This window comes from Clostridium sp. TJA085, assembly GCF_058310235.1.
The window spans coordinates 552468-569853 of record NZ_JBZEEZ010000001.1; the positions used below are offsets into that span (position 1 = coordinate 552468).

The window sequence follows — 17386 nt, forward strand, 5'->3', positions numbered from 1 at the left end:
CGTTTCCCCCTTAAATTTATACTTTAGCTCGTTTTATACTTCTTTCATCAGCATCTAATATTATTGTTTTTGCTCCAACCTTTTGAACTGCATTCCAATTTATTTCTAATACTTCTCTCGCCCCACCAAAAATACTAAACTTAGAAGTTGTAGTATCAACTATTAAATATCTTATATTTCCTTCTTCATCAATTACTAAATCATTATTTTGAAGATAATCGTATTTTTCACCATCATTTATATTTATAAGCTCATATTTTTCAAGTTCACTAAGATATTTTATATTTTTATCTCCTTGAACATACATAAGTAAGACCTCCTATATATTTATACATAAATATATGAAGTATAATTTATTTTTATTACTATATTTTACATTTGTCTTCATTTTTATAATTATAAGCTATTGTTGATTTATATATAAATGAATCTAAGTAGTCCTTATCTATGTCACTACCAACATAAGCAGTGTTTATAACTCCATCTTTAAAACACTTATTAATAACATAATCTATATCATTTTTACTTATTTTATCTATTTTTTCTATAACTTCTTCTTCAGTTCTAATATTTTTTCTTAAAAGCAATGATTTTGCATTAGCAAACATTTTAGAACTAGTGCTTTCTAAACCTAATATATAATTAGCTTTAATCTTTTCTTTATTTATTTTTAATTGTTCTTCTGTTATACCATTTTCAACCAAATTCTCTATTTCTCTTCTTATAACTTGTAAAGCTTTTGAAGCATATTCTTTACTAAGACCTATATATATACTTATTAATCCAGTTTCTTGAAAAGCTTGAATATATGAATATACAGAGTAACAAAGTCCAAGTTCTTCACGAACTTTTTGAAATAATATAGATGATGCTCCACCACCTAATATATTATTTAATAATACTAATGCATATCCTTTATCATCATTTGCTGGTAAGCCCTTTAAACCTAAATTTATATGAAGTTGCTCGATTTCTTTTTTTAAAAAATATGAATTTTGTTTTATTTCAAAAGGTTCATATTTAGGAGAATAATTACTTTTATTTTCCCATTCTCCAAAAAACTTTTTTACTAGCCTTAATATTTGATCTTCATCAAATTTACCACAAATAGATATAACAGAATTATTTGGTGTATATTTTTCATCTATAAATTTTATAATTTCATCTCTTGTTAAATCCTTAACCTTTTCTATACTGCCTAATATAGTGTAAGATAATGTATTTCCTTCAAATGCTGCCTTTGAATGAAGATTATCTAAGACATCTTCTGGACTATCTTCACTCATATTTATTTCTTCTATTACTACACCTTTTTCTTTTTCAATTTCTTCTTCATCAAACTTTGAATTTAAAATCATATCTGATAATACATCTAAAGAAATATCTATATGTGTATGCAATGTTTTTATATAATAACAAGTTACCTCTTTACTTGTAAAAGCATTTATTTGCCCACCTACATTTTCGATTTCTTCTGCAATTTGTTTTGCAGTTCTATTTTTCGTACCTTTAAAAAACATGTGTTCTATAAAATGAGAAATACCATTTACCTCTAATTCTTCATTTCTTGATCCATTTTGAATCATTACTCCTACACTAACCGAATTAACCCCATCTATTTTTTCTGTAACAATTTTTAGCCCATTTTCTAGTGTAAAAATTTTATGCATAAAAGCCTCCTCTAGTAAAAAAAAGGCAATTATATTGCCCTTTTATTATTCCTTATCTTCTTTTTCTTCATTATCTTCTAATGCATCTTTTCTTGAAAGATTTATTCTTCCTTGGTTATCAATCTCTGTAACTTTAACAAGGATTTCATCACCAACCGAAACTATATCTTCAACTTTATTTACTCTACTTTTATCTAATTTTGAAATATGCACTAGCCCTTCTTTATTAGGAAGAATTTCTACAAAAGCTCCGAATGTTGTTATCTTAGTTACTTTACCTAAGTAAATTTCTCCAGCTTTAACCTCTTTAGTTAAACCTTCTATTATGCTAATAGCCTTTTTAACTCCATCATGATCTACTGATGATACAAATACTGTTCCATCTTCTTTTATATCTATTTTTACACCAGTATCTTCGATAATTTTGTTAATTACCTTTCCACCGGCTCCAATTACATCTCTGATTTTTTCTGGATCAATTTTTATAATTGATGTTTTTGGTGCATATATTGAAACATCTTTTCTTGGCTCTGGTATACATTCTTGTATTTTTTCTAAAATTGTCATTCTAGCTTTTCTAGCATTTTTTATTGCAGTATTTACAACATTAAAACTTAACCCTTTAAGCTTAGTATCAACTTGTATTGATGTTATACCTTTTTCTGTACCTGCAACTTTAAAATCCATATCACCAAAGAAGTCTTCTATTCCTTGGATATCAGTTAATACTTCTTCTTCAGTTAAATCTTCTGATGTTATAAGTCCCATAGCAATACCTGCCGCTGGTCTTTTTATAGGAACTCCTGCATCTAATAATGCTAAAGTAGATCCACAAACAGAAGCTTGTGATGTTGAACCATTTGAACTTAAAACTTCTGAAACTAATCTTATAGTATATGGGAATTCATCTTCAGAAGGTATTAAAGGTTCAAGTGCTCTTTCTGCTAAAGCTCCATGACCTATTTCTCTTCTTCCTGGACCTCTAAGCGGTCTTACTTCTCCAACACTATATGCTGGGAAGTTGTAATGATGCATATATCTTTTAGACTCTGCCTCGTCTATTCCATCTAATATTTGTATATCACCAATTGATCCTAATGTAGCAACTGTCATTACTTGAGTTAATCCTCTTGTAAATAATCCAGTACCATGAGTTCTTGGTAAAATTGAAACTTCACAATCAAGTGGTCTTATTTCATCAAAAGCTCTACCATCTGGTCTTCTTTTATCCTTTAAAAGCATATTTCTAACTACTGCTTTTTGCATTGTATAAAGAACTTCTTTTATGTCTCCTTCTTTACCTTCATGCTTTTCAGAAAACTCTGCATAAACCGCTTCGTTTACTTTGCTCATAGCTTCATTTCTTTCATCTTTATCCATGATATACATAGCATCTTTTACCATATCTGAAGCAAAATCTTTAACATCTCTTTCTACTTCTTCATCTACTCTATAAAGAACGGCTTCTTCTTTAGCTTTTCCTAACTTAGCCATAGCTTCTTCTTGAAAGGCTATTATTGGTTGACATGATTCAAATCCAAAGTTTATTGCTTCTATCATTGTATCTTCTGGTATTTCATCTCCACCAGCCTCTATCATCATAACCTTTTCTTTAGTAGCACATACAGTAAGATCTAATATGCTTTTTTCTCTTTGTTCTGATGTAGGATTAAGTATAAATTCGCCATCAACTAAACCAACTTGTACTCCAGCTACTGGAATATTATATGGTATACTTGATAAACATAAAGCTATTGAAGCTGCATTTATAGCTAATATTTCAGGCAAATTATCTTTTTCAACTGAAACTACAGTACATACAACTTGAACATCATTTCTATATCCCTTTGGAAATAAAGGTCTTATAGTTCTATCAACAGCTCTTCCATGAAGAATAGCTTTGTCTGATGGCCTTCCTTCTCTCTTTATAAATCCTCCAGGTATTTTTCCAACAGCATATAATCTTTCTTCATATTCTACACTTAATGGAAAGAAATCTATACCTTCTCTCGGTTCTTCTGACTTATTTACATTAGTTAATATTACAGTATCTCCATAGCTTACTAACACAGCAGCATTTGATAACATACCTAAATCACCAAATTCAACTTTCATTTCTCTTCCAGCTATTACTGTACCTATTGTATTTCTCATAAGGAACCCTCCTTTCGACTTGTTTTCTTACAAATTTTTCTAATTATTTTAAAATAATAGAGCGGTTTTAACCGCTCTAAGCTATCTTCTTAAACCTAATTTTTTAATTATAGCTCTATATCTTTCGATATCTTGCTTTGCTAAGTAATTTAAAAGACCTCTTCTTTGTCCAACCATCATTAATAATCCTCTTCTTGAGTGGTGGTCTTTCTTGTGAACTTTTAAGTGTTCAGTTAATTCGTTAATTCTTTCGCTTAATAAAGCTATTTGAACTTCTGCTGATCCTGTATCGTGTTCACTTCTTCCAAATTCTTTAATTATTTCTTGCTTTCTTGCCTTATCCATAATTACACCTCCGTAAAATATCCCCTTAGTTCCACGTAATAAGATGGCACCTTATAACGTAGGACTAGGTTTCCGCTATTTATTATAGCAGAACAATCTATTATTGTAAATAAAATTTATATAATATGATTTATTCTTCTTAATTGTGCAAACTTTTCATCATCTTTTAATTGATTCTTTAATTCATATATAGAGTTAAATTTTATTTCCCCTCTAATTCTTTCAAGAAAATACAAAGTTATTTCATCTCCATAAATTTCTTTATCAAAATCTAATATATATGTTTCTATTGTTAAACTCTTACCTTCAACAGTAGGATTTTTACCAACTGATGTTATTCCCTTATATATTTTATTATTCCACTTTACATTGCTATAATATACACCAATGCAAGGAATAATTTTATTGAAATTCATTTTTAAATTTGCAGTAGGAAATCCAATAGTTCGACCTAACTGTCTACCATGTATTATCTTTCCTGTAATACTATAAGGTCTAGTTAACATCTTATTTGCACATTCAATTTCACCATCTCTTATTGCTTTTCTTATTCTAGTACTACTTATAGGATATCCATCAAATAAAAGTGGTTCCATAATTTTTAAATCATAATTATAAATTTTAGATAGTTTTTCTAAAAGTTTTGTATCTCCTAGATTTTTATGTCCAAACTTATAATTAAAACCTACTACTATACCTTTAACATTATATTCATTGCAAAGTTTCTCTATAAATCCTTCTGCTGATAATTCCATAAATTCTTTATTAAATTCTCTAAGAACAACCTTATCTATACCCTCATTTTTTAGAATATTAATTTTTTCATTATTGTTCATTAAATATTCTATTTTTTTATCTGGATTAATAACAGTTCTTGGATGATTACTAAATGAAAATACCATACTATTGCAATTGTTTATTTTAGAAAGCTCTATACACTTTTCTATTAATGACAAATGTCCTTTGTGCAATCCATCAAAACTTCCTAATGCAATATAATATCCAGTATCTTTTTTATCAATTACTTTCATCTTTTAGCATTCTCTCCTATTAAGTTATATTAATAATTTTTCTAACTTAAAGCCATCTTTATATTTCTTTCCAAGCCCTAAAAACATATTATCTTCATCAAAAACTCTATATAAAGTATTTATCTCAACATCACTTTTAAAAATCCTCTTATCGTATACATTTGCTCCATTTACAAGAAGATTTCTAAATTTATTATTTATAGTTACAGAAGGGTATGCATTTAATGCTTTTTCTATAGGTATTAAATATTCACTAATATTATCTTCATTTAGTAAATCTATATTTATACTATCTTGTTCTTTAAATACTGATGTTTCAGTTCTTTTTAACTTACACATAGTTCCATAAACACCTAATTTTTCACCTATATCATAGCATAAACTTCTTATGTATGTTCCCTTAGAACACCTAACAGACATTGTAATTTTAGGTAAATCTATCTTTATATTATCTATGTTATATATAGTAACTTCTCTACCTTCTCTTTCGATTTCTATTCCCTGTCTTGCTAAATCATATAATCTTACACCATTTTTTTTAATAGCCGAATACATTGGTGGAATTTGACTATAAGTTCCTTCAAAAGATTTTATGACATTATATATAATATTTTCCTCAAGATGAGAAATATCCTTTTTATCTAGAACCTCACCTTCTAAATCATATGTTGTAGTCTTAAATCCTAAAGAAAATTCAACTTCATATCTTTTAGGTGCTATCATTATATAATCTATTATTTTTGTTGCTTTTCCAAGACAAATTGGTAAAACACCACATGCTTCAGGATCTAGAGTGCCTGTATGTCCTACTTTCTTTTCTTTTGAAATCTTCTTTATAATTCTTACAACATCAAAAGATGTCATTCCAGGGTTTTTAAATATATTAATTACTCCTTGCATGACATTAACTCTCTTTCAATAGACTTTAAAAGATTATCTTTAGCTACATTAAGTAAAACCCCTCTTTGCATTAGTCCAGAAGCTTTTATATGTCCACCGCCTCCAAATTGTTCTGCTATTTTTCTAACATCAAAATCATTTTTTGATCTAAGACTTGCTTTTACACCTTCTTCAACTTCCTTTAAAAGAATAGCAATTTCAACTGATTTTATACTTAAAAGAGTTCCTATTATATCTGAAGTATCTTCTTTTTCAGCATCAAATTTTTTTATTATATTATCATCTATAGATGCACAAACAACTTTACCATCAAAATAAAGTTTAGCTCTTTGAAAAACATATCCCATCAAATTAAGTTTATTTATACTTCTATTATCAAACAAATTATTGTATATACTTGAATTATTAACTCCTACTTCAATTAAATCCCCAGCTATATTATGTGTTCTTTTAGTAACATTAGAATGTCTAAAAGAACCTGTATCCGTAACTAAAGATGTATATATACAATTTCCTATTTTTTGCAATATATCTTCTTTAACTGAAAAGTCATATCCCATTTCTTTTAATAATAAAAATACTATTTCTGCTGTAGCAGCCGCCTCAGTATCAACATAATTTATAAACCCATAATTATCATTCGACATATGATGATCTATATTAATTATCATTCCTTTAAATTGCGATAAATCTGCAGATATTCTTTCTAAATTCCCACAATCTAAAACAATTACCAAGTCCGTTCCTTCTGTTGGCTCTGTAATTGTACCATTAATTTCTTCTGAATAATGAAGATAAGAGAAATCTTCAGGAAGTGTATCCTTAGATATTATATACACTTCCTTACCAAGTTCTCTTAACCCATTAAGAAGACCTAAGGCACTACCTATAGCATCTCCATCTGGTGATGTATGATATGTTATTCCAATTTTATTAGCCTCAATGATAATTTTCTTAATATCCTTAAGTGCCATATATTATTGCTCCTTAGCTTTTCTTATTAATCCATCAATTTTCATTCCATAATCGATTGATTCATCTAATTCAAAAATTATTTGTGGGGTAACTCTTAATTTAACCTTACGCCCAACTTCTCTTCTTATAAACCCACTTGCACTTTTTAAAGCCTTTAGATTGCTTTCTTTTTCTTCTTCACTATTTGCAAATATGCTTACAAATACTTTTGCATAACTTAAATCTCTAGTTACTTCAACGCCTGTTACTGAAATCATAGCTGTTAATCTAGGATCTTTTATTTCATTTTGAATTAAACTACTTACAACTTTCTTAACTTCTTCGTTTATTCTTCCACCTCTATAATTAGCCATGTTAATTCACCTCTTAATTACAGTTCTTTTCTTTCGATGGCTTCCATAGTATATGCTTCAATAATGTCTCCTTCTTTAATGTCATTGAATTTTTCAACACTTAATCCACATTCATATCCGCTCTTAACTTCTTTTACGTCATCTTTAAATCTTTTTAAAGATGCTAAAGTTGATTCGAATATTACTATACCATCTCTTATAACTCTTATATCTGAATTTCTTGTTATTTTTCCATCTGTAACATAACATCCAGCTATTGTACCAACATTTGATATTTTATAAGTTTCTCTTATTTCTGCTTTACCTAATACAACTTCTTTATATTCTGGCTCAAGCATTCCAATCATAGCTGATTTAACATCATCTATTGCATCATATATAATTCTATAAGTTTTAATATCTACACCATCTTTTTCAGCCGCTGAAACAGCATTATTATCCGGTCTTACATTAAATCCTATTACTATTGCATTAGAAGCAGTTGCTAATGTTATATCTGTTTCAGTTATAGCACCAACACCTCCATGTATAACTCTTACTTTAACATCTTCTGTTGATAATTTTTCTAAAGATTGTCTTATAGCTTCAACTGAACCTTGAACATCAGCTTTTACTATAATACTTAATTCTTTTACAGTACCTTCTTTTATTTGACTATATAAATCTTCAAGAGAAACTCTATGTCTATTTTGACTTTCAGCTTTCATTTTTTCTTTTCTGTTTTCAGCCATATTTCTAGCAGTTTTCTCATCTTTTACTTGATTAAACCTGTCTCCTGCTGCTGGAACTTCTGAAAGGCCTAAAATTTCTACTGGAATTGATGGACCAGCTGATTTTATTTTCTTTCCTGTATCGTCAAACATAGCTCTTATTCTTCCATAAGTTGATCCAACTAATATTGAATCTCCAACATGTAAAGTACCATTTTGAACAAGTAAACTAGCAACTGCCCCTCTACCTTTATCAAGTTTAGCTTCAATTACAGTTCCTTTAGCTTTTCTATTTGGATTAGCTTTTAATTCTAACATTTCTGCTGTTAAAAGAACCATTTCAAGTAATGTACCTATTCCTTGACCTTCTTTAGCTGAAACTGGAACACATATTGTATCTCCACCCCAGTCTTCTGCAACTAATCCATACTCAGTTAATTCTTGTTTTACTCTATCTATATTAGCTCCTGGTCTATCTATTTTATTTATAGCAACTACCATAGGAACCCCTGCTGCTTTACAGTGACTTATAGCTTCTTTTGTTTGTGGCATTATTCCATCATCTGCTGCAACAACTAATATAACTACATCTGTAATTTGTGCCCCTCTTGCTCTCATTGCTGTAAAAGCTTCATGTCCTGGAGTATCTAAAAATGTTATTTCTTCTCCATTTACTGTTACTGTATATGCTCCTATGTGTTGTGTTATACCACCTGCTTCTGTTGCAGTAACCTTAGCTTTTCTTATAGCATCTAAAAGTGATGTCTTACCATGGTCAACGTGTCCCATTACAGTTATTATAGGAGGTCTCTTTTGAAGATTTTCTTCTTTTTCATCTTCTATTTCTAATTTATCAAGCTCTGCTGATTCTTCTTTTTTCTCTATTAAAACTTCGTACTTTTCACAAACTTTTTCTGCTGTAGCAAAATCTATTTCTTGATTTATTCCAGCCATAACACCAGTAAATATAAGTGTTTTTATAACATCTGCTGATGGTTTATTTAATTTTTCTGCTAATTCTTTTACAAGAATAGTTTCACCAACTTCAATAATTTTAGCTTCATCACCATCATTATCTTCATTTGAATTTGAATTTCTCTTACCTTTTTTCTTTTTCTTAGGTCCTTTGTTTACTTCTTCGTCAACAATTTTCTCGTATTCTTCTACGATTTCTGCTGTTCCTTCTGATGAGTTTCCTAAAAGTTCTTTTATAAGTTCTGCATCCTCATCTTCTATTACACTCATATGATTCTTGACTTCTATATTAAATTCATCCATTAATAATTCAATTAAATCTTTTGAACTTATATTAAGTTCCTTTGCTAATTCATACACTCTAATTTTTGACATACAGTCACCCCCGGTTAATTTCTACATACATTTTCCTCCTCGTAAAGAGATAATAACTTTTTAGCCATATTTTGATCTTTAATTGCTAAAATTTTAATTTCTTCTTTTCCTATGCCAATCCCTAAATCTTCTTTAGAGAAGTCTTCAATATATGTTATTTCATTTTCATTACAATGCTTTTTAAATTTTTTCTTAGTTGATTCAGATGCATCTTTTGAAATTACAAAAAGATATATTTTTGTCTTATTTCTAAGTTCATTGCATCTGCTATATCCTTCTATCAGGCTACCTGATCTTTTAGCTAATCCTAGAAAATTTAAAAATTTATTCATCTTTCATCTCTTCCCTTAGCCTATCATAAATTGCCTCATCTATTTGAATGTCTAAATTTCTACTAAGTCTTCTTGTTTTTACTGCATTTTTTAAACATTCAGTAGATCTACAAATATAAGCTCCTCTACCTGACTTTTTTCCTGTTAAATCTACAGAAACTTCACCATCTTTTGATTTTACAACTCTTATAAGTTCAACTTTCGGCTTCATTTCCATACATCCAGTGCACATTCTTAAAGGTATTTTTTTAGTCTTCATAAAAAACATCTCTCCTATTCTGATATTTCTTCTGAATCCATATTAATAACTTCTTCTTTATTTGCTTCCTCTTCTTTTAAAGCTTGTGTCTTACTCTTTATGTCTATTTTCCAATTAGTTAATTTAGCTGCTAATCTAACATTTTGACCTTCTTTTCCAATTGCTAAAGAAAGTTGATTATCATCTACAACAACTTTTGCTGATTTTTCATCTTCATTAACTGTAACACTTAAAACTTTTGCTGGACTTAAAGAATTAGCTATAAATTCTGCTGGGTCTTTACTCCATTTTATTATATCTATCTTTTCATTTTTAAGTTCATTTACTATATTTTGAACTCTTACTCCTTTAGGGCCAACACACGCTCCCATAGCATCTACAGATTCATCATTTGAATATACAGCAATTTTACTTCTTGATCCTGCTTCTCTTGATATACTCTTAATTTCAACTATTCCTTCATAAATTTCTGGAACTTCAAGTTCAAATAATCTCTTAACTAATCCTGGATGAGTTCTTGAAACATTTATTTGAGCTCCTTTTGAAGTGTTTTTAACTTCAACTATATATAGTTTTAACTTTTCGTTGAAATTGTATTCTTCACCTTTCATTTGCTCATTAGGTCCTATAACTCCTTCAAGTTTTCCTATGCTTACGAATACTAATCCTTTATCTTTTCTAAGAACAGTACCTGTTATTATGTCAAACTCTTGATCTTTATATTCACTATAAACTATATTTCTTTCTGCTTCTTTTATTCTTTGTGTAACAACTTGTTTAGCTAATTGAGCTGCAACTCTACCAAAGTTTCTTGGAGTAACTTCTATATCAACAACATCATCAACTTCATATTTAGGATTTATTTCTTTTGCTTCTTCTAAACTGATTTCAGTTACTTCATCATAAACTTCATCAACAACAACTTTTTGAGCATAAACTCCTATTTCTCCATTATTTCTATTTATTGAAACTTTGACATTTTGAGCTGATGTATATTGATTTGCATAATTTTTTTTATATGCTGCAACCATTGCATCCTCAATTGTTGTAAATATTAAATCTTCACTTATTCCTTTTTCTTTTACTATCTCTTTAAGAGCACCTATAAACTCTTCGTTCATCTGTTTATCCTCCTTTTATAATTCTCCTTCTAAATTTGCTGATTTAACCTTTTCAAGTTCAATCCTTACTGTTTCTTCTCCATCTATTTCTATAAAACCATCTTTACATGATTTTAATATACCTTTTATATTTTTACGTCCATTTGTTGTCTTTGTAAATCTTACAAATATTTCTTTACCTATAAATCTATTAAAGTGATCTTCTTTATATAAGTTTCTATTTATTCCTGGTGAAGAAACTTCAAGATAATATGAAGTACTTATTGGATCTTCTATATCTAACATTTCACTAACTCTTCTTGAAACATTTTCACAATCAGTAAGTGTTATGCCATCTTCATTATCTATATATATTCTTAAATAATTTTCTCCATTTTCTTTTACGAATTCAACATGATATAATTCATATCCTAAATCATCAGTTATTGGAATAACTAATTCTTCTATTCTTTCGATTAAAGCATCTTTTTTCATATTTGTCCTCCTTTTCCATATTCAATTTTTTGCTCTTATTATTCCCAATACACTAAAATTCTATTTCTAAGTAAAAACGCAACCTATTATTAAGTTGCGTTCTAAACAGAAAGAGCGGGTAATTACTTCCCACTCCTTTAATCTAGCTATTAGTAATAATCTTCTTCATATAAAGTCTATCATATAAGCTATCTTTTTTCAAGTATCTTTAAATAAATTGTCAATATAATGAACTTTTAAAATAAAGATAACTGGTTAGTTTCAGACATTCCTTCTAAGCATCCATGATTATCTAATGTTTCTACAGCAGTTTTTGTTATTTTTGCTCTAAGTCTTAAATCTTCTTTTGATATAAATTCTCCATCTTTTCTAGCCTCAACTATAGCTTTTGCTGCATTATCTCCAACTCCCTGAAGTGCATTTATAGGAGGTCTTAATCCATCTTTTTCTATTATAAACTTAGTTGCTTCTGATTTATATAAATCTACTCTTAAAAATTTAAATCCTCTTTTATACATTTCAAATGCCATTTCTAAAGATGTTATCATTCCCTTATCTTTTGCTGTAACTGCATTCCCTAAACTATATAATTCTTGTAGTTTATCATCAATTGCTCCTTCACCTTTACATATAAGGTCAGCATCAAAATCATCAGCTCTTACTGTAAAATATGTAGCATAATAAGCTTCAGGATAATAAACTTTATAATAAGCTATTCTTACAGCCATCATAACATATGCAACAGCGTGTCCTTTTGGGAACATATATTTTATTCTTTTACAAGATTCTATATACCAATCTGGTACATTGTTTTCTCTCATTAATTTTTCATCATCCTCAGTTAGCCCTTTTCCTTTTCTTACCTTTTCCATTATGGTAAATGACGCCTTTGGTGGAACACCTTGGTACATTAAGTAAACCATAATATCATCTCTTGTTGCTATACAATCTTTTAAAGTTGTATAGCCTTCTTTAATAAAATATTGAGCATTATTAAGCCAAACATCTGTACCATGTGAGAGCCCTGATATTCTAACTAAATCTGCAAATGATTTTGGCTGGGTATCAACAAGCATTTGTCTTACAAATTTTGTACCAAACTCCGGCAATCCATAACTTCCAACTTCACATTTTAACTCTTCTTTGGTAACTCCAAGAGCATCTGGTTTAGTAAATAAACTAAGAACTTTTTCATCATTTAAAGGAATAGTTTTAGGATCAAGCCCAGTTAAATCTTGTAACATTCTAAGAACTGTCGGATCATCATGACCTAATATATCAAGTTTTAAAAGTCTACCACTTATTGAATGATAATCAAAATGTGTTGTTATTATATCTGTATCATTATCATCTGCAGGATGTTGAATTGGACAAAAATTATATATTTCATTATCGCTAGGTACAACCATAATACCACCAGGGTGCTGACCAGTAGTTCTCTTTATACCAGTACATCCTATTGTTAATCTTTCAATTTCAGCACTAGTTGCTCTTATTCCTCTTTCATCTAAATATTTTCTTACATATCCATAAGCAGTTTTTTCTGCCACTGTACCTATTGTTCCAGCTTTAAAAACATAACCCTTTCCAAATAAAACTTCACAATATTTATGAACTACTCCCTGATATTCTCCTGAGAAATTTAAATCTATATCAGGCTCTTTATCTCCTTCAAAACCTAAAAATGTTTCAAATGGAATATCATGCCCATCCCTTTTATAAGGGGTTCCACAATTTGGACAATTTTTTTCAGGCAAATCAGCTCCTGAACTTATAGATCCATCTAGGAAAAACTCGGATTTTTTACAATTTGGACAAACATAATGTGGTGGTAATCCGTTAACTTCAGTAATATCAGACATTGTTGCAACAAAAGAAGATCCAACAGATCCTCTAGATCCAACTAAATATCCATCTTCTAAAGATTTTGCAACAAGTTTTTGTGCTATAAGGTAAAGAACTGCATAACCGTTATTTATTATTGAATTAAGTTCTTTATCTAATCTTTTTTGTATTACATCTGGTAAATTTTCACCATATATACTATGAACTTTATTATTAACCATATTTCTTATTTCATCTTCTGCCCCTTCTATTTTAGGGGGAAAAGTTTCTTCTGGTATTGGCTTTATATTTTCAACTTCAGATGCTATTTTCTTAGGATTTAAAATAACAACTTCTTTTGCTTCTTCTTCACCTAAGTAAGAAAATTCTTTAAGCATCTCGTCCGTTGTTTTTAAATAAAGAGGAGGTTGATTATCAGCATCTTTAAATCCCTTACCAGCCATTATAATTCTTCTAAACGCCTCATCCTGTGGATCTAAAAAATGAACATCTCCAGTGGCTACAACTAATTTATTTAACTTTTTACCTATATTATATATTTTCTTATTAATATCTCTTAACTCTTCTTCATCATTTACATTCCCTTTTTGAATTAAGAAATTATTATTTGCAATTGGTTGTATTTCTAGATAATCATAAAATCTACATATTTCAATAATTTCCTCATCACTTTTACCATCTAAAATAGCCCTATATACTTCACCCGCTTCACAAGCTGAACCAATTATAAGTCCTTCTCTCATTTCTTGAAGTCTAGATTTTTTGGTTCTAGCATTTTTAAAAAAGTTATCTAGATGTGCTTCAGACACTAATTTATATAAATTTTTAAGTCCTTCTTGAGTTTTAGCTAATATTATTATGTGATTAGTAGGTTGCTTTTTTATATCAATATGAGATAAAAACTGATTATTTAAACTTTTTAAATCATATATCTCTTTTTCTTCTTTTAATTTTTCAAAACATTTTAATAATATTTGCGCTGTTGCTTCAGCATCATCTACTGCTCTATGATGATTCTCTAAAGATATGCCTAAATGTTTAGCAACTATATTAAGCTTAACCTTCTTTAATTCTGGATATAAAAATCTAGCAAGAGGAACTGTATCTAATATAGTAAAAGAAAATTTAAGTGATTTATTTCTACAGTTGTATTTAATAAATCCAGTATCAAAAGCTGCATTATGTGCAACTAATACACTTCCTTCACAAAATTTCAAAAATTTAGGCAATAATGTATCTATTGTTTCTGCTTCAGCTACCATACTATCTGAAATTCCTGTAAGTTCAGTTATTTTATATGGTATATTTCTTTCTGGATTTACAAACTCACTAAATCTATCAATTATTTTTCCTTCTCTGATTTTTACAGCGCCTATTTCTATTATTTTATCATTTTTAGGTGAAAAACCTGTAGTTTCTAAATCAAATACTACATAAGAATCATCTAAAGATTCCCCATTTTCACCTATAGCTAAAGGAATTCCATCATTAACCAAATATCCTTCAACTCCATATATAACTTTAACTCCAAATTTTTTAGAAGCACTTTGAGCATCTGGAAAAGCCTGAACAACTCCATGATCTGTTATAGCAATAGCCTCATGCCCCCACTTAGAAGCTCTCTCTATCATTTTGCTTGCTGATACCATTCCATCCATAGTACTCATATTAGTATGAAGATGTAATTCTACTCTCTTTTCCTCTGAACCATCCATTCTTTCTATTTTCTTCATTTTTACTATATCTCTACCCATTATTACAACTTCTCTTGCATATGTATCATATATAGCTTCTCCTCTTACTTTACAGTAAAGCCCCTTCTTTACATTATCTAAAACTTCTTCTTTATCCTTATCTCTTAAAAAACATTTAACTGTAATCGAACTTGTATAATCAGTTATAAAAAATGTTAATATCATTTTTCCAGTTCTTGTTTCTATTATTTCTGTTTTAAATACTTCACCTATAATTGCAACATATCCAGAAGTCTCATCAATTTCGCTTATATTTATAGCTTCTTGGCTTATATTTCTTCCAAGAATCGTATTTTCACCTTTAGGCTCTTTTTTAAACTTTTGATAACCTTCATTTTGTTGTTTCTTTTGATGTTCTTTCTTTTCTTTTTTACTTTCCTTAGGAACTTCACTTTTTTGAACTATTCTTCCTTGAAGAACATCATCAACTATTTTTTTATTTTCTTTAGCTTTATTTTCTTCATAGTTTTCATCTTCTAAAGAACTATCATATATCAACTCTAATCTTATTTTTTTACCAAATATATCACGTATTTGGTAAGATACTTTTTTTTCTATATCTTTTTTCTTTAGATGATTTATAATAGCTTCACTACCATACCTTATAATTATAGTGTTATTATCTACTACTTCTTTATTTTTTGAATAAAGGACGTTTTTAGATAATGGATTTTTTTTAACTATATCTAAAACTACATCCGACCAATATTTTTTTATTATTTCATAAGCTGTAGCATCATCTACATCTTTATATATTAAAAGCTCTATATTAATATTTATTCCTAAGTTTTTTGTTATTAATCCTTTAATCCAATCTTCTTCTCTATTTGATAAATCATATTTTGATTTTATTACAACTTTTAATATATTACTTTTTTTATAAAATTGAAATCTACTTAATTTTATTTCTTTTTCTTCTAAAGTATCATTTTTCTTAATTTCTTTATTAATATTTTTTATAAACTCTTCACTCAAAGGATTTCCTCCTTTCCTTAATTACTTTTTCAAAATATTACCCCCAAAACAATTATAATTTTGGGGGATAATTTAAATTTATAAACCTTATAAAGATTTTATCTCGTTTATAAGTTCATCAACTAAATTCTCTTCTTTTACTTTTTTTACTATTTCACCTTTTTTGAATATTATTCCAACGCCCTTTCCACCAGCTATTCCAATATCTGCTTCTCTAGCTTCTCCAGGTCCATTAACAACACAACCCATTACTGCAATTTTAATATTCTTATTTATTCCTTCTAATCGTCTTTCAACTTCTTCAGCTATACCTATAAGATTTATTTCTGTTCTTCCACAAGTAGGACATGAAATAAGTTCTATTCCTTCCTTTGTATATTCTAAATCTCTCAATATTTCTTTTGCTACTTTTATTTCTTCAATTGGATCAGATGTTAATGAAACTCTTATAGTACTTCCTATTCCTTCTGCAAGTAATGTTCCTATTCCTATACTTGACTTTATAGTTCCTTTAAATGTAGTGCCTGATTCTGTAACACCTAAGTGTAATGGATAATTACATTTATCACTCATTAATCTATAACTTTCTATCATCATAGGAACATTTGATGATTTAATTGATACTACTATATCATAAAAATTTAAATCTTCTAATATTTTAACATGTCTTAATGCACTTTCAACTAATCCTTTAGCAGTTGGCTTTCCATCTCTTTGTAATATATCTTTTTCTAAAGATCCTGAATTTACTCCTATTCTTATAGGAATTCCATTTTCTTTGGCTTTAGAAACAACAGCTCTTATTCTCTCGTAATCACCTATATTTCCTGGATTTATTCTAAGTTTTGAAACTCCATTCTCAATTGCTTTAAGTGCTAATCTATAATCAAAATGAATATCTGCTACTATTGGAACTGGTGATTTTTCTGTAATTTCTTTAAGTGCTTCACAAGCTTCCATGTCAGGAACAGCACATCTTACCATTTGACATCCAGCACTTACTAATTTATTTATTTGTTCTAGTGTACTTTTTACATCTCTTGTATCAGTATTAGTCATTGATTGTATTATAACAGGATTATTCCCACCTATTTTCAAATCTTTTATATTTACTACTCTAGTTAATTTTCTTTTCATT

At 28.7% G+C, this 17386-nt stretch carries 15 protein-coding genes; all 15 read right to left on the minus strand.

Annotated features, from left to right (window positions below; translation table 11 throughout):
- Positions 1 to 16: 16 nt before the first annotated feature.
- The 15 genes from AC4FQW_RS03000 to ispG all read right to left on the minus strand — a co-directional run bounded on the left by AC4FQW_RS03000 (position 17) and on the right by ispG (position 17385).
- Complete coding sequence (locus AC4FQW_RS03000; protein WP_303127127.1) at positions 17 to 307, minus strand: YlmC/YmxH family sporulation protein; 291 nt, start codon at positions 305 to 307, stop codon at positions 17 to 19.
- Between the two features lie 58 nt (positions 308 to 365).
- Positions 366 to 1670, minus strand: a complete 1305-nt coding sequence (locus AC4FQW_RS03005; RefSeq protein ID WP_491147161.1) for a M16 family metallopeptidase — start codon at positions 1668 to 1670, stop codon at positions 366 to 368.
- Positions 1671 to 1715: 45 nt separating this feature from the next.
- Complete coding sequence (locus tag AC4FQW_RS03010; RefSeq protein ID WP_303127123.1) at positions 1716 to 3824, minus strand: polyribonucleotide nucleotidyltransferase; 2109 nt, start codon at positions 3822 to 3824, stop codon at positions 1716 to 1718.
- An 81-nt stretch (positions 3825 to 3905) separates the two neighbouring features.
- Positions 3906 to 4169, minus strand: a complete 264-nt coding sequence (rpsO, locus tag AC4FQW_RS03015; protein WP_491147163.1) for a 30S ribosomal protein S15 — start codon at positions 4167 to 4169, stop codon at positions 3906 to 3908.
- 116 nt (positions 4170 to 4285) lie between these two features.
- A complete protein-coding gene (locus tag AC4FQW_RS03020; protein WP_491147165.1) occupies positions 4286 to 5200 on the minus strand; it encodes a bifunctional riboflavin kinase/FAD synthetase in 915 nt (304 codons plus the stop codon).
- Positions 5201 to 5224: 24 nt separating this feature from the next.
- Positions 5225 to 6100 (minus strand): tRNA pseudouridine(55) synthase TruB, encoded by an 876-nt coding sequence (gene truB, locus AC4FQW_RS03025; RefSeq protein ID WP_491147167.1) that lies wholly within the window; start codon positions 6098 to 6100, stop codon positions 5225 to 5227.
- Positions 6088 to 7074, minus strand: coding sequence for a DHH family phosphoesterase (locus tag AC4FQW_RS03030; protein ID WP_303127115.1), 987 nt, complete (start codon positions 7072 to 7074; stop codon positions 6088 to 6090). The genes truB and AC4FQW_RS03030 overlap by 13 nt, the downstream gene beginning before the upstream one ends.
- Positions 7075 to 7077: 3 nt before the next feature.
- Positions 7078 to 7428, minus strand: a complete 351-nt coding sequence (gene rbfA, locus AC4FQW_RS03035; protein ID WP_303127113.1) for a 30S ribosome-binding factor RbfA — start codon at positions 7426 to 7428, stop codon at positions 7078 to 7080.
- Between the two features lie 17 nt (positions 7429 to 7445).
- Positions 7446 to 9488, minus strand: coding sequence for a translation initiation factor IF-2 (gene infB, locus AC4FQW_RS03040; RefSeq protein ID WP_303127111.1), 2043 nt, complete (start codon positions 9486 to 9488; stop codon positions 7446 to 7448).
- A 14-nt stretch (positions 9489 to 9502) separates the two neighbouring features.
- The gene (locus tag AC4FQW_RS03045) at positions 9503 to 9820 is read right to left on the minus strand and encodes a ribosomal L7Ae/L30e/S12e/Gadd45 family protein (protein ID WP_303127109.1); all 318 of its coding nucleotides are present in this window, start codon (positions 9818 to 9820) and stop codon (positions 9503 to 9505) included.
- Entirely contained in the window at positions 9813 to 10079 is a 267-nt protein-coding gene (rnpM, locus tag AC4FQW_RS03050) for an RNase P modulator RnpM (RefSeq protein WP_303127107.1), read from the minus strand. Before rnpM ends, AC4FQW_RS03045 begins: the two co-directional genes overlap by 8 nt.
- Positions 10080 to 10093: 14 nt before the next feature.
- Positions 10094 to 11200: a transcription termination factor NusA gene (gene nusA / locus AC4FQW_RS03055; RefSeq protein ID WP_303127105.1), complete on the minus strand. Its 1107-nt coding sequence runs from the start codon at positions 11198 to 11200 to the stop codon at positions 10094 to 10096.
- Positions 11201 to 11215: 15 nt separating this feature from the next.
- Complete coding sequence (gene rimP / locus AC4FQW_RS03060; RefSeq protein WP_303127103.1) at positions 11216 to 11674, minus strand: ribosome maturation factor RimP; 459 nt, start codon at positions 11672 to 11674, stop codon at positions 11216 to 11218.
- 236 nt (positions 11675 to 11910) lie between these two features.
- Positions 11911 to 16248 (minus strand): PolC-type DNA polymerase III, encoded by a 4338-nt coding sequence (locus tag AC4FQW_RS03065; protein ID WP_491147171.1) that lies wholly within the window; start codon positions 16246 to 16248, stop codon positions 11911 to 11913.
- Between the two features lie 87 nt (positions 16249 to 16335).
- Positions 16336 to 17385 (minus strand): flavodoxin-dependent (E)-4-hydroxy-3-methylbut-2-enyl-diphosphate synthase, encoded by a 1050-nt coding sequence (gene ispG, locus AC4FQW_RS03070; RefSeq protein WP_303127099.1) that lies wholly within the window; start codon positions 17383 to 17385, stop codon positions 16336 to 16338.
- Position 17386: the final 1 nt, after the last annotated feature.

Coding starts and splice junctions, on each gene's coding strand:
- AC4FQW_RS03000 (WP_303127127.1), bottom strand. CDS start 307: ATGTATGTTCAAGGAGATAAAAATATAAAATATCTTAGTGAACTTGAA.
- AC4FQW_RS03005 (WP_491147161.1), bottom strand. CDS start 1,670: ATGCATAAAATTTTTACACTAGAAAATGGGCTAAAAATTGTTACAGAA.
- AC4FQW_RS03010 (WP_303127123.1), bottom strand. CDS start 3,824: ATGAGAAATACAATAGGTACAGTAATAGCTGGAAGAGAAATGAAAGTT.
- rpsO (WP_491147163.1), bottom strand. CDS start 4,169: ATGGATAAGGCAAGAAAGCAAGAAATAATTAAAGAATTTGGAAGAAGT.
- AC4FQW_RS03020 (WP_491147165.1), bottom strand. CDS start 5,200: ATGAAAGTAATTGATAAAAAAGATACTGGATATTATATTGCATTAGGA.
- truB (WP_491147167.1), bottom strand. CDS start 6,100: ATGCAAGGAGTAATTAATATATTTAAAAACCCTGGAATGACATCTTTT.
- AC4FQW_RS03030 (WP_303127115.1), bottom strand. CDS start 7,074: ATGGCACTTAAGGATATTAAGAAAATTATCATTGAGGCTAATAAAATT.
- rbfA (WP_303127113.1), bottom strand. CDS start 7,428: ATGGCTAATTATAGAGGTGGAAGAATAAACGAAGAAGTTAAGAAAGTT.
- infB (WP_303127111.1), bottom strand. CDS start 9,488: ATGTCAAAAATTAGAGTGTATGAATTAGCAAAGGAACTTAATATAAGT.
- AC4FQW_RS03045 (WP_303127109.1), bottom strand. CDS start 9,820: ATGAATAAATTTTTAAATTTTCTAGGATTAGCTAAAAGATCAGGTAGC.
- rnpM (WP_303127107.1), bottom strand. CDS start 10,079: ATGAAGACTAAAAAAATACCTTTAAGAATGTGCACTGGATGTATGGAA.
- nusA (WP_303127105.1), bottom strand. CDS start 11,200: ATGAACGAAGAGTTTATAGGTGCTCTTAAAGAGATAGTAAAAGAAAAA.
- rimP (WP_303127103.1), bottom strand. CDS start 11,674: ATGAAAAAAGATGCTTTAATCGAAAGAATAGAAGAATTAGTTATTCCA.
- ispG (WP_303127099.1), bottom strand. CDS start 17,385: ATGAAAAGAAAATTAACTAGAGTAGTAAATATAAAAGATTTGAAAATA.